Raw genomic sequence first — 14,414 nt, 5'->3', positions numbered from 1 at the left:
ACAAGCCCCCGCTAGAGGGTTTGCGGTTGATAGTTAGCTTGGTGTTTTAAAACACCAAAGCAAATCTGAACGAGCTTACGCATGGCGGCACACAAAGCAGACATTTTGGTTTTTCCCTGCTTTAGCAATCGCTTGTATTGGGCTCTTATGTCCGGGTTGTGCTGGGTTGCCACCACAGCAGCCATGTAGAGTTTGGACCGAATCAGCGAACTGCCTCGCGATAAACGGATAGCTAATTAGTTTATCGAGAAAGATACAAGGGTGGTCACGGTTTTCTAAGTGAGAGTTGTGCCCACGCGGGCGAAACTCCACTTTTTTCCACCTCAACATAGCCCGCAATGGGCTGTGTTGATACAATACCCGCCTTTTAATCGGACCTGAGTAACCCTATGCGCACACGATTTGCCCCCAGTCCCACCGGTTATTTACACATTGGCGGTGCCCGCACAGCCCTGTACTCCTGGCTGCATGCCCGCAAACACGGTGGTAAATTTATATTACGCATCGAAGACACGGACCTGGAACGTTCCACCGCCGAATCCGTCAACGCCATTCTCGAAGGCATGACCTGGCTGGGACTGGAATACGACGAAGGCCCGTTTTACCAAACTCAACGGTTCGACCGCTACAAAGAAGTGATCCAGCAACTGCTGGACCAGGGCCACGCCTACCATTGCTACTGCAGCAGAGAAGAGCTGGACGCCCTGCGCGAAGAACAAACCCAGAAAAAACTCAAACCCCGCTACGACGGCCGCTGCCGCGCCCGCACCCAGCCCAAAGAAGGGGTGTCACCCGTGGTGCGCTTCAAAAACCCCGTGGACGGTGCCGTGGTCATCAACGACCTGATCAAGGGCAAAGTGGTGGTGCAGAACAGCGAATTGGACGACCTCATCATCGCCCGCAGTGACGGCACCCCCACCTACAATCTCACCGTTATCGTTGACGATTGGGACATGGGCGTCACCCACGTCATCCGCGGCGACGACCACCTCAACAACACCCCACGGCAAATCAATATGCTCAAAGCCCTGGGGGTCGAACCGCCCATATACGCCCACGCCCCCATGATCCTGGGTGACGACGGCAAGCGTCTGTCCAAACGCCACGGCGCCGTCAGCGTCATGGCCTATCGTGACCAAGGCTATCTGCCCGAAGCCCTGCTCAACTACTTAGTACGCCTGGGCTGGTCCCACGGCGACCAGGAAGTATTCAGCATCGACGAAATGATCCAGCTGTTCGAAGTCAAAGACGTCAACGGCGCGGCTTCCACCTTTAACCCGGAAAAACTCCTGTGGTTGAACCAGCAATACATTCAAAACTCCGACCCGGCCCACATTGCCCATCATCTCAGTTGGCACCTGGGCGAGCAGGGCATAGACCCCAGCCAGGGACCGGATCTGCTGGAACTGATCAAAGTACAGCAAGACCGAGCTAAGACCCTGGTTGATATGGCCAAAGAAAGTATTTGTTTTTACAAAGATTTTGATGAGTTCGACGCAGGCGCCGCAAAAAAACACCTGCGCCCGGTCGTTTTGGAAGCTTTTCAACACCTCAAACAAAAACTCCAAGCCCTGGACAACTGGGAACGCGAAGCCCTGCACCAGGCCGTGGTAGACACCGCCGAAGCCCTGGACCTGAAAATGGGTAAAATCGGTCAGCCCCTACGAGTCGCTGTTACGGGGACTGGTGCTTCACCCGGCATAGACGTTACCCTGGAGTTGATCGGCAAAGACCGCGTATTGCAACGCATTGATAAAGCCATGGAATTTATCCAAGCCCGAGCACAAAACGGATAAAGAATCGCTTGACGTCACGCAAGCCTCCCCGTAAAATGCGCCCTTCTCAGGCCAAAGGGGCTATAGCTCAGCTGGGAGAGCGCTTGCATGGCATGCAAGAGGTCGGCGGTTCGATCCCGCCTAGCTCCACCATACTCGCAGGATAGCCAAAAGGTTTTGTCCCCATCGTCTAGAGGCCTAGGACACCGCCCTTTCACGGCGGTAACAGGGGTTCGAATCCCCTTGGGGACGCCATTAAAAACAAAGGGTTAGCGGTAATCGTTAACCCTTTTTTTGTTTCTTACGGAAAAGTTACGGAAATTTCGGAGTTTCCATGATCCCTCTATTTCCAAATCAGATATTGGAAAATCGCGCCAAAGAAGAATTTTTAGATTGGTGTAAGCAGATCCCGTCACCTCCATATTACGACTCTCAAATTGTTCTAAGCGAATTCTTGAAAGGGAAAACTACATCTAATGATCCATTTTCTGAATTCGTGCTGGAAGTATCAAATAATTATTATGACCAAATTACGTTGAATGTAAAAATAGGTAGGGGTGAATACGTTCTTTCTGAATGTCAGACTTCCAAATCACGTCCCATGAAACAACTAGCGATAAGTTGCGGCATCAATACAAAGCTAAAGCTGGAAAACATGTACATTGAACATATGCATATTAATCTTACTGATTTGCATCTGGTCATGGAAATAACCGGGTGCAAAATTGGTGAAATTAACATTCTGACTAGTAACGATGGGCGAAAGTTTAGTTCTAAAATATCCAATACTTTCATAGGTAAGTTGGTACTAAATCCAGATGTAATTAACAACTTTAAAATTCATAGTGGATTTGTTGGCAACATGGAGTGCCCGCCCCCGGGAAGCAATAACCCATTTTCAGGCTCAATAAAATTTTCAAATAACACTGATTTTCCTACTAAGCCGATAGATGGTTTCATTCAGGGAGCACAACCATATAAAAACATACAGCATCATTTGAGGGCTCTTGATAATAATCTAGCAGCGGATATTTTTCACAGTTTAGAAATGCGAATGGAGCGCCACTATGATTCCCGATGGTCTAATGTGTTTAATTGGTTTTATGGGGCGATTTCAAACTATGGCGCTTCTATTGGCAGGCCAATTCTGTGGTTAGTCGGTTTGTTTCTTTTAACCTCTGTAGCCATTTATGGGATTGATGGTACCGAAAAGGCTGCATCTGATGACCAGTATCACGGTTGGCAGAGAAAACTAATTGACCCTGATAAAAATGATGCCCGAATGGCAAAAGCGTTTTACTTAACTGCAAGTTATACAGTAAATCCGTTAGGGGTATTCAAAACTAAAAACTTAGTTGTGCCAAAGGACTATCTTGCTCTTGCGATATCAACTGTATACAGTGTTTTTTCATCAGCGAGTTTCACTCTGTTAATTTTAGCAATTCGCCGGAGATTTAAACTAAAGTAACGGTCCAAGGAAAATAAATGAAACTAACCGTCCCTCCAATTGCAATTGCAGATGATGAAGGTTTTACCGACAAAAACGATATATTTAAAAGAGAGGACTTCGGGAAACGGATAGCAAACCTAGTGGAAAATTCCGGCGGCGATCTTGTGCTTGCTTTGGATGCTCAATGGGGCGAAGGTAAAACCACTTTCATTAAACAGTGGCAGGGGTATATCGGTTATCACCGGGATAATAAAATCGACTCTATTTACTTTGATGCTTTTGCAAACGATTACCAGAAAGATCCATTTTTAGCGTTGACAACTGAATTATATGAACAAGCCATAACTAGGGATAAAAAGTTCGAGAAAAAGTTTATTCAAATAGCGACCGCAGTAACGAAATCTTTGGTTCGGGGTGCCGTTAAAATAGGTCTGTCGACGGCTACTGGAGGCATAGTGAGCGGGACCGCTCTAGAGCCAACAGGGAATGATCTTTCGCAACTTGTGAGTGACCAAGTCGATACAATCGTAGCTGATCGTTTAAAGAACTCTGCCCAAGATAAACGGGCTATAGAAAATTTCAGAGATTTTCTTAAAGAGTTGGTAAACAATAAACCATTAGTATTTATTATTGATGAGTTGGATCGATGTAGGCCTGATTTTGCACTCGAATTGATAGAGCAAATAAAACATTTGTTCTCTGTACCTGGGTTAACTTTCCTGCTAGTCGTCAATCGTGCACAGCTTGAAGAAATGATTAAAGCTAAATACGGATCTGGTATAAACGGGGCGGTATATTTACAAAAATTTGTATCTATTTGGCTGGCATTACCAAGGCGGTCTGATGATGTTCATGATGATGTAACCAGTTATGTGGATTTTTGTATCAAGGCAATGTGGATCGAAGGCGAACCGCTAGACCATGATGGACTAAAGGTAATAAAGGATTTAGTAAGACTACACCAAACATCCAATAGAGGAATTGAAAGGATTCTAACCAATTTTGCAATAATTAGTAATGCAAAACCGAATAAACATTACCTGGCTTTTCATTTCTGCATTGGGTTAATCTGCTTTATCCGTTCGGAATTTCCTGAGCTGTTGACACTCATTAAAAAAAGTCACATATCAGCTGAGGATCTATTTGCAAAATTGTTCCCGGTGAGGTTTGACACCAATCAATACCAATCGTTGAAAGATGTTGGAATATTGTTGGAGATTCTAGTGGCAAATGTTCAGGATAGGCCCGGCCTTATTGGAAGGCATAAAGCTGTAGTAGATAACTATGGTAGTTCTTCGCTATTTAAGGTAGATATTCTAAACCAGGTAATTAATTACTTTTCTCATATTAGCGTAGACTGATTTCACGACATTCGTGGGAGATAGAAAAAACCCCGGCACGCATGGCCGGGGCTGGTAGTGGATTGATTGCGGGTTTATATAAACCGGATACCCGCCAACGTCGTGGCATTGTTGCTCAGCTCTTTTTCGAGCCGTTTTAATATCCGTTCCACCTCTGTAGTCTCAAAATGCTCCCCTGTATCGTCACAGTAAGCAGCGGCCTTGTGTAACGTGGAAACATGGGCCCAGATATCCCAAAGCGAATTGCATACCCGCTGGATTGCTTCGTCTTTACGCTGTAACTGCTCCACGCTATTCATTTGAAAGGGTGTATCGCTCATGCCGCACCTCCCACCAATTGGCTTTCCCGGTACTTTTTCAACTGCTCCTTGTTCATGGCTTTGAGCTTCAATACTTCGCTGTAAACTTCATTCACAAGGTCGTGGTATTGCTCCTCAGGGCGATCCAGGTCGAAGCGGTTTCCCTGCAGCGCCATCAGCGTATAGTTAACCATTAACCGGCCGGGAGCGAAGGCCTCTACCATCTGCACCCACTCGGGCGGTTCGTTTTTAATCTGTTCTTCGATTTCTTGATTGCGCTTATACAAGTAATCTTCCACAGCCTCAGTAAGCGCCGCGGTGTTCTCTTGTATGGCGGTTTGGATAACGCGAAGGCAGCGGAAAATATCGTCGTAGGCGTTATCAGATTCGTTTTCCACCGCTTTTCTAAGCATGGCGGTCTGTGCATGGGCATCCCAGAAGGCGCCTTCAATCTCGCCTATGTTGTGTTTCAGGATATCTTCTTTGCTTGCCCAGTCGGGTAGTTTGGGTTGGGTTTTCATGTGGTAGGTCTCCTTTGGTTTAGTTAGGCCACCGATCCAGTTCCAATCAGATAGGTGGCAAGCTGTACAGGTTGGAACTACCGCCCAAAGGAAACGGCCCCCTTTCGGGGCCTGCACAGCTCGCCATAAAACTACAGGCATAAAAAAACGCGCTCAAACATGGCACGTTGAGCCTCTGGGTTTCGGGGTTCCAATCCCGGCTGGATATAGCCAGCTAAACCAATCCTAGCACTCTCTCACAATGAGTCAAGCGGAATATATAAACTAAAAAAACCCGCCGCGCATATAACTCTAACTATGCCGCGGGCTCTGGGTGTTGTTAAGGACACCGCCCAGTGGTCCCATGTCACTAACTTGCAGCGAACTTCATCAATTTGATGGCATGGAAATCATTTACCGCACCACCTACCCGCTTGTAGGTATACAAAATAACAAACGGTTTACTGGTGTAAGGATCCAGCAATAATTTAACGCCTATACGGTCAACAATGGTATAGCCGCGCTTGAAATTGCCGAAAGCGATAGAATAGCTGTCTGCGGCAATAGCTGGCATGTCTTCACCCAGTGCCACAGGGAAGCCCAGCAACATATCAGGCTCACCGGCAACAGTAGACGGTTGCCACAAATAATTGCCTTGACCGTCTTTGAACTGGCGTATTAGTCGCGCCGTATCACGGTTCATTAACCAGCTTGCGCCGGCTCTGTAATCCGATTTAAGCGAATAAACCAAATCAAGCAGATTGTCCGTTGGGTTGGATGAAGCAAAGGCTCCAGCCGCACCAGAAGCCACATATTGAAGCGTTCCCCATGGCCGGGTTGCGTCGGTTGTGGTGGCGGTATCGTATGCCAGGAAACCCCTCGGTTGCTTTACACCGGTACCGGAAACAAACGCGGTATTTTCCTTACGTGTAAATTTGTCCGTAACTTTCCCGGTCAACCAGTCAACAATGCTGATCCTGGAATCTTCAATCAGTTTTTGAGTGACCTTTGGCGCGGCCTCAATTTCGTGGACAGGTACTTCAAACATGGCAACGTCCGGCGCATCAGTTTCACCCCGGGTTTCACGTTCGCCCACCCAATTTGCGTCGGCTTCGTCTTTGTCTATCGGTTCCTCAAATCGATCTGTACTTATGTCAACCACTCGGGCCAAGTTCCGCATCGGGGAGGTTTCAAACGGGACAACCGTCATTGCTTCTGAGACCGTCGGCAATACCAAGTACCCGCCGCCTGGGTCTGAATCAACAGACATAGACGCCTGAAAGCGACTTACGTCACCGCTTTGGATAAATTCACGCAGTGCTTTGTTTTCGAAATCTTTGGAGTGTTTGCGTTGATTCGTTCCGCCACCACCACCAAACCGCGCGCGGTTTGCTGCAGTTTCCAGTGCGTTGACTTGGCTGATTACGGATTCCAGCCGGGCTTCGTTGTTCTCTTTGAATTCGTTAAATGCGCCGCCGAGTTCCTCTACGGCTAATCTGATTGGGTCCATAATAGTGTTCCTTTTGCAATGTTATCGAAGTATCAACACCACAAAACAAGCGTCTCGCAGGCCTTGTAATGGTTGCGGCAGACTCTCTCTGCTGCGGGACGTGTCCGGCATCTCGCAGGAACACTTAGTAATTATACTACGGAACATCGATTAATGTGAGGTTGTGTCCTTGAAAATACCGTATTCCAAACCCTGCGCAATCTCAAAAAACCATGCAGCCAATTCGTTTTCATCTTCGTGATTGTCAAAGGCGTATTGAATCGCCGCACCCATTAATCCGCTGCTTACTTCATCCCTGGATGCGCCCATTGCTTCGCATTTTGTCGCCAGTTTTAGCGCCAGTTTTGCGACTTTGGTGTGTTTGTTTTCGTCTGATTCGGTCATTTTGTGCTCCTGCTGTAAGTATCGAAATAGTCTTTGTTTAGCATCACGGGTTCACGCATTGATTGGGTGATTCGCCGCTTTTCACCGGGAAGAAGTAAGCGCAACCGTTCAAGGTAGGCCGATTGGCTTTCGAATACCGGCGGATTTTCCGGATCAATTGGGGTATAGGATTTTAGGTGTTGGAAACGCTCGAAACTCCAACAAGGCCAAGGTATCCCAAACGAGTACCCCTGTGGATATTTTCGCTCGCACCAAAACATAGGGCGCCCAATTCCGCCTAAGCGTTTTCTTAGCTCCGGTGATTCGTATCGCCACCAACAGCGGGGGCGAGTGCCCGGGGAATGCTTTACCCAGTTCTTAATAATTGTCTCGCTATGCTGGCGCCAAAGAACTTCCAATTCAGGGGTGCCGCCATGTTCGTAATCGCTCAATTCAAAAGTGTTGTAGGTTTTCGGGAACGGGGCGTCGTTAATAAACGCCCATGCAAGCTCTGAAATTCCCTTTTTTTGCTTCGAAATACGTCGTTTTACTGGCATATTACCTCCGGTTTGATCGTAATGCGGGCGGCCTGTCCAGTTCCTCCGGTGTCCCGCAGTCCAAATCCAGTTCGCGTATCAAGCGAGCAAACGCAATACGCGAATCGCGCTCAATAGCAACTTCAGGGCGTGACTTAGGAGCGTCAAAGCGGTCCTGATACGTTAGCCCGTGTGTTTCTATGGCTTCTCTGGCTTCCTGACAGCGGTCCCAGGCTTCCGCCGCTAATGTCAAAAGTTTGTGATGGTGTTCCTCAAGAATGTAATTTTCCTGTACACTTCTGAACCATTTTTTGGTGCCAGAGCGTAGGTGTTTGGGTGGTCTCATAGTAACTCCAAATTTTTATTTCAACCGGGGCAGGTCGAGTAAAAGCAAGCGGAACCTAGCGGTAGTAGTTTCCCGATCTCTAGAGAATTACCCCCCCCCCCTGGGGGTACGCTTCGCTTTTCTCGCTTCATCTTCCGTCGCTCGCTGCAGTCTCACGTTAAACACGATTAGTCTATGCAGTAACGCACGTTGTTCATTGCTCAATGAATACTCCAAGTACTCTCTTAACTCTTTGGCCTGTCGCTTAAGCAAAGCCTCCAATCGTCTGTGATGCCGGACCATCATGCTGCTGGCTTCCTCGGCGGTATGGCTGGCCGTGCTTTGTCTGCCAGGGTTCGTAAATACATCTCTACCAACAAATTGGCGTAATGCTCCGAGCTTATGCCATAGCCTTTCTGGTCCACTATGTTCCAGCGTCGTGGTCCGTGCTTATGCAGGATCTGTCCTGCCTGGATTCGCAGTTCACGGGCTTGAGTGTCCAGGTCTGCGGCTTGGCTCAGTAGTCGTTTGACTTTGCGGTCTGGGTTGTTCATGCAGGTTCCAAGTAATAGTTTCGTGACCACTTGCCGCCGCTTACCTGTCGCCATTCAATTAGGCTGACATCAGTAAACCGGGTTAATGCTGCAAAAATGCGCTCTTTTCGTATCGGCTTAATAACGCCCTCAATGTCGTAACCGTCTCCAGAAAGTGTAATCACTGATACATAAAATCGGGCTCGCTCAGTAGCTGGAACAATCAAGAAAGTAAAACCGTTTGCATGGCCTTGTGAGTGGCATCCAGGTTTGGGAAGGAAATCAGATACCGGCTCAAACAGGAAGGATTGTTGGTTATGGTTGCTTTGACCATTGGTCATTTTGACCACCCCCATTGAAAAACAATTCCAATTGTTCCATTTCTGATTCGGGGATTGATTCCACTGTGAGCATGTGACTTTCAGAGCAATACCCCCGCCTATGCCAAGGTAACCAAGGAAGATTACAGAAGGTCAGTCCACAGGTTTTGCAGGTTGATTGTTTGTGAATCATAAGCAATTCAGTCCTAGGGTAGTGGTATTCTATAAAGGAGTACGGGAACCGTACTCTAAAACCCCAAAAATGGGCCTGACTGGTACGCCAGGCGTACCAATACACGCGTTCAAAAATGTCATTGGTACGCATCCCGTACCAATTCGGGCTTAATTGGTACGGCTGACGGGCTACCACTTTTAATTTTCCAAGTCGATTTTGGTTGTTTAGTTGACGGTATATCGAGTTTTCCATTGCATTCATCTACGGCAAAAAAGGTGAGGGCGTATAGCGTCGGCTTGTGTCTTCCGCCCTGCCTGCTGACTTCCAGCCAGTCAGCGCTCTTTAATTCCTTTATGGCTTTGTACAGAGTGTCTTTAGACTTCCAGTGTCGTTTCTCCATCATTGACCATGCACAGCAAAGGTCGCCATTATTCTTGCCGTTGTATTGAGCCAACAAGTCATTAAGCAACTTCACGGCATGGGGGCTAAGCTTTGCATAAGCAGCGCTTCTCAAAACTTGGTGAGTCATTGGCACATATCCACCGGATTCGCGCTTGTCTTTGACATTTTGCTTGGCCATAAAAACTTAACAAGGCGCCTTTTCCGGGCTCCAGTTGTTACCCTCGCTTTGGTATTCCTTCGGCGCGAAGTGTGCTAATTGGTGCCCTTGTTCCCCGTTTTTGTAGGGTCTAAGTGGGTTCAGGTCGCATACTTCGGAGTTACAACACCGGATCAGTTCTACGATCTCAAATTTGGTTCTAGAATCAAAAGGGCTTCTTTGACAATGGGGTTTTGCGTTGGTGTATAATGGTTCATAAGTTTGATTTTCCTTAGTATTGAGCCCGCCCAGTGCCTCACACTTGAGCGGGTTTTCTTTTGGTCTCGCCACAGTAACGGCCTCAGCAAATTTGTTATTCCCGGCGCTGTTTTTAATCGCCTGCGCAATACGCCGGGCCATGTCGTGGGTGATGATGTTACGCATTGCTGGCCGTTTCCATACGTTTGCGCCACTCGGTTTCCGCTTCATCGCTTACCAAAGTTCTTCGCCCCACTTTGGTAATACGTGGGCCTTTACCTTCTTTCTGTAGTTTGTAGAAAAATGCACGACTGATGCAGTTGTTTGCACAAAAGGCGGGGATATCTTTCATTTCGCTAACCTCCATCTGAGTAGACTCGCATATTCTGGAGTCTATGTAATTGGTGATGGATAGATTAAAGACTAGCGAAGAAAATCAGTAAATATAAACGGGAGAAATAGAGGGAAAAATCGGTTCGTTTACCGGCAAACGTACTAATTTTGGTCGTTTGCCGGTTTAGGCTAATTCCTTAGAATCAATGAGTTGCTTGATATGGCGTTGAATGGCTTTTTTCTTAAGTTGCACTTTTCCTGTATTGCAAATTTCATCTGCCAGCGCACCAACTTTTATTTGGCCTTTTAGTTTTTCGGAATCCCAAATAAAGAATTTTCTTTTGTCTGATGTCAGAATGCCAATTGCAGAGCTTTTGATTTGTACTTGGTCCTTTTTAGACTTGCTTTGTGCGCGTTGGCTTTGGGTGTTTGACAAGGCGTTAGATTGGATATGGGGAACATTTATACCCACAGAATAAAGCGTAATGGCAGAAAATGCGCGTGCTAAATCTAGGGAAACTAAAACCGGGGGTGGTTGTTTTTTTAAGGACATTGTTATTAGAATAAGTAGGACATTCCAAAAAATCTTAGATTGTTCAATTACGTTTATGGCGGATAGAATCGGTAAATTTTTTATATATAGAGGATCTGCATCTTTCTTGCTGTTCTCAATAATTTCTCTGTCAATTTTCTTATAGTCATGGTTTGGCGTAATGTGACCGAGTAATATCCCGATCTGTTCTCTTAAAGACTCCATTGTCAGGTTTTCACGATCCTGCACTAGTTTCCTGGCATCTTCATTCTCTTGACGCATAACAATTTGTTTTCGGGATAGGTACTTAAAAGGAAGCCCCATTTCGTATAAAAAAGAATGGCCTAAAGGTTTTCCGATGTGCTTTTTGTAAGCTTTATATTTGTAATCGTTCAATGTTATTTTATGGCATTGCTCTAAAAATTCTATCGCATTGTTTGCAAACCCCAGTGACGCGACAACTAGTTTTGTAATATCTTTTTGTTCTTCCTTTTCAAGTTTTTCAAAAAGACCGAGTAATACATCTGGTAGCAAATTGTGCATATCAGGCCCAAAAGGGGTGTTTTTTTTGTTTATCAAGAGCGCCATCAAATAGCCTCCACATTATCAGTAACAACACCAAACGCCGGCAGGTTGCTCCGTATCGTATCGGCCACATGGCTTGGCATTAGGTGTGCGTAATGTCGTTCGGTCATTCGGGTATCGGAGTGCCCCAAAGCAGCGGCAATGATTTGCAGTGGCACGCCTTTCAGAGCAAGTAGACTGCCATAGGTGTGGCGTAGGATATGGAACGAGACCGGCGGATTTATGTTGGCGTTTTTGCAAGCCTGGAGCATTGGGCGGGACTGGTGGGACTTGGCCCAGGGTTCGCCGGATCGTGTAAACAATAAATCGTCACGTCCTTTGTCAACGGTTGCCCTTTGGAAAAACTTCTGGCCTTCCTCGGTCAGGGCAACATGGCGTACCTTGCCGGACTTGGATTCCATTACGGTAATGGTTCCCGCTGAAGTGTCTAGGTGGTGCGGTTTCATTCTGATAATTTCCCCGTATCGGCAACCGGTGAGCAGGGCGGCCTGTACTATGTCGCGGAAGTCCTTGGGGCAAGCATTGATTAACCGCGTGCATTCTTTTTCGTTGAGGTATTCGATTTTCGGTTTATCGATGTTTTTATATGGCTTTACTTTTCGCCAAGCGGCATCGCTCTTTATTCCATCGATTTCTTTGTAGGCATGATTCAGAACGGCTTTGAATACGGTTAGGATTCGATTCGCAGTGGCTTTACGGCGCCGGAGGGCCTCTGTATCGTTTAAATCTACCTCAACGGGTTTGGGTTTGCCGTCTTTGCCGCGTTGCCGTATGGGTGCCGTTGCAAGGTTCTGGTGCCATGTTTTGAGCTGGCTGTACTTCAATTCGCTAACTAGTTTCTTTCTGAATTTCGGTAATATGTGAGCGTTAATTGTGCTTTGGGTTTCGTCGTATGACTTGCTGTTGATTCGGAACCAATCCAGGTAATCGTTTATTGCATCCTCAACCGTGTAACTGGTGGATGAGGTTTCAGCGTCGCCAAATTCTATCGCTTTCTTTTGGGCCTGTTCGAAACTGAAAATTTCGGCATTGTTGGGGTCTTCGTAGTCGTCCGCTGTCCCAATAGTGCAATAGTCGTATTTTCTGTCATCGCTCTTTTTTCTAGCTTGCCATTTACCTGCCTGGTTGTTTTTGCCTCTCCGGTATCCCAGTGCCAAGCCTTTGTGGATCTCCTGCCAGTAGGGTTCATGTCTGGGCTTTAATTTCGACCGGTTGTCCCGGTTGTTGAGCTTGAAATTCGGTATTGTTTTTGCCACGGCGGTAACATCCTTACGGAAACTTACGGAAAAAATGGTAGTATATCACCCTATACAAGAATAGACAGAGGTGTACTAATTATCAATGTAAACAGAGACATAGGGAGACTCTGGAAAACAGCGATATACAGAGAAATGGCCCTTTCACGGCGGTAACAGGGGTTCGAATCCCCTTGGGGACGCCATTAAAAACAAAGGGTTAGCAGTAAAAACTGTTAACCCTTTTTTATTTGTCAATGTTTTGTCAATAATTCCAAACAAAATCAAATGATTCCTTTAACACCAAAACAGATAGCTGAGAAGCGTGCAAAGGAAGATTTTTTAAATTGGTACAGAAAACTCCAAGCACCTAAAAGTTATAAGAATGAAGTAGTTCTTTCAAATTTTTCAAGAGAGTACAGCTCAAAAACAAAAGACGCAGATGTATTAAAAGCGCATACAGAATTCAGTAAATACGTATCTGAGAATTACTTTGAACATATTGCAATCGACCAAGCTCTGGGTAACGAAGAGTATACAATTGACGATCATAGTACATCGCTACTCAAACCAGTTTAATTTTTTTCAATTAATAAAGGCGCTCTAGGTAAGTTAGAGCTGCGAAACATGTATATTGAGAAAATATTGGTTTCTCTCCATGCTTCGCATTTAGATCTTGAGCTAGTCGATTGTCAGATCGGCGAATTGTGGGTTCAAAAAACTGGCAATCTACATCGTAGCAACTTAAAAATTACCAACACTTACATTGGGAAATTAGTGCTTGTTGAAGATACTATAGGAGATTTCGATATACGCGGAGGGTTCGTTGGTAATATTGAATGCCCGCCACCAGGAACTGGTAACCCTTTCTCAGGCTCCGTAAAAGTATCCGCCAAGGTTGATTTCCCAACAACACCTACCGAAGGATTTATCCAGGGTGCGCAGCCGTATAAAAATATGCAGCACCATTTCAGGGCTTTGGATAATCACTTAGCTGCAGATATTTTCCATAGCTTAGAAATGCGAATGGAGCGCCACAACGATTCGCCCTGGTCCAATTTATTCAATATATTTTATGGTCTGATATCTAACTATGGTGCTTCCATAGGCAAACCGCTCGCATGGTTGGCCGGTTTGTTTCTTGTGTGCTCTGTTGCCATATATGGATATGATGGTGCCGAAAAGGCCTCTGCTGACGATCAATACAGCGGTTGGCAGAAAAACCTAATCTCCCCAGATAAAGATACTGCGCGTATAGCAAAAGCATTGTACTTAACAGCGAGTTATACTGTTAACCCGTTGGGCGTGTTCAAAACCAAAAATTTAATTGTCCCGAAAGATTATCCTGCCCTTGCTGTATCAACTGTGTATAGCATATTTTCATCAGCAAGTTTTACGCTTTTGATTTTGGCGATACGTCGACGATTTAAGCTTAAGTAAGGAGTAGAATATGCGTGATGTTAGCGCTAGGGGTGAATCTGAATTTTCTAAGTAGTGTGCCGGATTATTCTATTGCCCAATGTTTTAAAATTTAACATTATCTCCGGCGTTAGATAATGCTGCGGTTTGATTTAGTTCATCGATTCCAACAAGGCCTTCTTCAAGAAGTTTGTGCATTATCATTATTGCGGAGCGTTGGGATACTTCCATTTTAAGAGATAAAGCGAGTTATGATCATTTCTGGTGTATGAGCACCTAGAAAGGGTGGCGTGCCCTTTGTTGTATAATTGTTTTCGCTGAAAAACAAACGACAAAGGAAGCACACCACATGAGCAAAGATAATGTT

The 14,414-nt window shown here is 45.9% G+C and carries 18 protein-coding genes, 2 tRNA genes and 1 pseudogene; 7 read left to right on the top strand and 14 right to left on the bottom strand.

Annotated features, from left to right (window positions below; all coding sequences use genetic code 11):
- Positions 1 to 11: 11 nt before the first annotated feature.
- Positions 12 to 215, bottom strand: a pseudogene (locus OEY58_22745) (IS110 family transposase).
- A gap of 174 nt (positions 216 to 389) precedes the next feature.
- Here OEY58_22745 and gltX point away from each other — a divergent pair.
- The 5 genes from gltX to OEY58_22720 all read left to right on the top strand — a co-directional run bounded on the left by gltX (position 390) and on the right by OEY58_22720 (position 4,586).
- A complete protein-coding gene (gltX, locus tag OEY58_22740; GenBank protein ID MDH5328271.1) occupies positions 390 to 1,796 on the top strand; it encodes a glutamate--tRNA ligase in 1,407 nt (468 codons plus the stop codon).
- A 56-nt stretch (positions 1,797 to 1,852) separates the two neighbouring features.
- A tRNA-Ala gene (locus OEY58_22735) sits at positions 1,853 to 1,928 on the top strand.
- A 26-nt stretch (positions 1,929 to 1,954) separates the two neighbouring features.
- Positions 1,955 to 2,030: transfer RNA gene (locus OEY58_22730), tRNA-Glu, on the top strand.
- 79 nt (positions 2,031 to 2,109) lie between these two features.
- Positions 2,110 to 3,243, top strand: coding sequence for a hypothetical protein (locus tag OEY58_22725; GenBank protein ID MDH5328270.1), 1,134 nt, complete (start codon positions 2,110 to 2,112; stop codon positions 3,241 to 3,243).
- A 17-nt stretch (positions 3,244 to 3,260) separates the two neighbouring features.
- Positions 3,261 to 4,586, top strand: a complete 1,326-nt coding sequence (locus tag OEY58_22720; protein MDH5328269.1) for a KAP family NTPase — start codon at positions 3,261 to 3,263, stop codon at positions 4,584 to 4,586.
- A gap of 74 nt (positions 4,587 to 4,660) precedes the next feature.
- Here OEY58_22720 and OEY58_22715 read toward each other — a convergent pair whose 3' ends face one another.
- The 13 genes from OEY58_22715 to OEY58_22655 form a co-directional block, all read right to left on the bottom strand.
- Positions 4,661 to 4,906: a hypothetical protein gene (locus OEY58_22715; GenBank protein ID MDH5328268.1), complete on the bottom strand. Its 246-nt coding sequence runs from the start codon at positions 4,904 to 4,906 to the stop codon at positions 4,661 to 4,663.
- Positions 4,903 to 5,406, bottom strand: coding sequence for a hypothetical protein (locus tag OEY58_22710; protein MDH5328267.1), 504 nt, complete (start codon positions 5,404 to 5,406; stop codon positions 4,903 to 4,905). The genes OEY58_22715 and OEY58_22710 overlap by 4 nt, the downstream gene beginning before the upstream one ends.
- Before the next feature lie 349 nt (positions 5,407 to 5,755).
- Positions 5,756 to 6,895: a phage major capsid protein gene (locus OEY58_22705; protein MDH5328266.1), complete on the bottom strand. Its 1,140-nt coding sequence runs from the start codon at positions 6,893 to 6,895 to the stop codon at positions 5,756 to 5,758.
- Positions 6,896 to 7,045: 150 nt separating this feature from the next.
- Positions 7,046 to 7,279, bottom strand: coding sequence for a hypothetical protein (locus tag OEY58_22700; GenBank protein MDH5328265.1), 234 nt, complete (start codon positions 7,277 to 7,279; stop codon positions 7,046 to 7,048).
- 537 nt (positions 7,280 to 7,816) lie between these two features.
- Complete coding sequence (locus OEY58_22695; GenBank protein MDH5328264.1) at positions 7,817 to 8,140, bottom strand: P27 family phage terminase small subunit; 324 nt, start codon at positions 8,138 to 8,140, stop codon at positions 7,817 to 7,819.
- A gap of 87 nt (positions 8,141 to 8,227) precedes the next feature.
- Positions 8,228 to 8,425 (bottom strand): hypothetical protein, encoded by a 198-nt coding sequence (locus OEY58_22690; GenBank protein MDH5328263.1) that lies wholly within the window; start codon positions 8,423 to 8,425, stop codon positions 8,228 to 8,230.
- A complete protein-coding gene (locus OEY58_22685) occupies positions 8,422 to 8,673 on the bottom strand; it encodes a hypothetical protein (GenBank protein ID MDH5328262.1) in 252 nt (83 codons plus the stop codon). The genes OEY58_22690 and OEY58_22685 overlap by 4 nt, the downstream gene beginning before the upstream one ends.
- Positions 8,670 to 8,993, bottom strand: coding sequence for a hypothetical protein (locus OEY58_22680; protein ID MDH5328261.1), 324 nt, complete (start codon positions 8,991 to 8,993; stop codon positions 8,670 to 8,672). Before OEY58_22680 ends, OEY58_22685 begins: the two co-directional genes overlap by 4 nt.
- A gap of 290 nt (positions 8,994 to 9,283) precedes the next feature.
- A complete protein-coding gene (locus tag OEY58_22675; protein MDH5328260.1) occupies positions 9,284 to 9,727 on the bottom strand; it encodes a hypothetical protein in 444 nt (147 codons plus the stop codon).
- 6 nt (positions 9,728 to 9,733) lie between these two features.
- The gene (locus OEY58_22670; protein ID MDH5328259.1) at positions 9,734 to 10,129 is read right to left on the bottom strand and encodes a hypothetical protein; all 396 of its coding nucleotides are present in this window, start codon (positions 10,127 to 10,129) and stop codon (positions 9,734 to 9,736) included.
- Positions 10,122 to 10,295 (bottom strand): hypothetical protein, encoded by a 174-nt coding sequence (locus tag OEY58_22665; GenBank protein MDH5328258.1) that lies wholly within the window; start codon positions 10,293 to 10,295, stop codon positions 10,122 to 10,124. The genes OEY58_22670 and OEY58_22665 overlap by 8 nt, the downstream gene beginning before the upstream one ends.
- Before the next feature lie 165 nt (positions 10,296 to 10,460).
- Entirely contained in the window at positions 10,461 to 11,396 is a 936-nt protein-coding gene (locus OEY58_22660) for a hypothetical protein (GenBank protein ID MDH5328257.1), read from the bottom strand.
- The gene (locus OEY58_22655) at positions 11,396 to 12,649 is read right to left on the bottom strand and encodes a site-specific integrase (GenBank protein ID MDH5328256.1); all 1,254 of its coding nucleotides are present in this window, start codon (positions 12,647 to 12,649) and stop codon (positions 11,396 to 11,398) included. The genes OEY58_22660 and OEY58_22655 overlap by 1 nt, the downstream gene beginning before the upstream one ends.
- A gap of 267 nt (positions 12,650 to 12,916) precedes the next feature.
- Here OEY58_22655 and OEY58_22650 point away from each other — a divergent pair, with 267 nt between their 5' ends.
- Together OEY58_22650 and OEY58_22645 are read left to right on the top strand one after the other, a co-directional pair.
- A complete protein-coding gene (locus OEY58_22650; protein MDH5328255.1) occupies positions 12,917 to 13,207 on the top strand; it encodes a hypothetical protein in 291 nt (96 codons plus the stop codon).
- A 48-nt stretch (positions 13,208 to 13,255) separates the two neighbouring features.
- Positions 13,256 to 14,068 (top strand): hypothetical protein, encoded by an 813-nt coding sequence (locus OEY58_22645; GenBank protein MDH5328254.1) that lies wholly within the window; start codon positions 13,256 to 13,258, stop codon positions 14,066 to 14,068.
- The last annotated feature ends 346 nt before the right edge of the window (positions 14,069 to 14,414 follow it).

Source organism: Gammaproteobacteria bacterium (assembly GCA_029882975.1).
GTDB lineage: Bacteria > Pseudomonadota > Gammaproteobacteria > SZUA-152 > SZUA-152 > JAJDNG01.
Note: the sequence above shows the minus strand (reverse complement) of the source record. Positions and strands in the feature narration are given on the sequence as shown.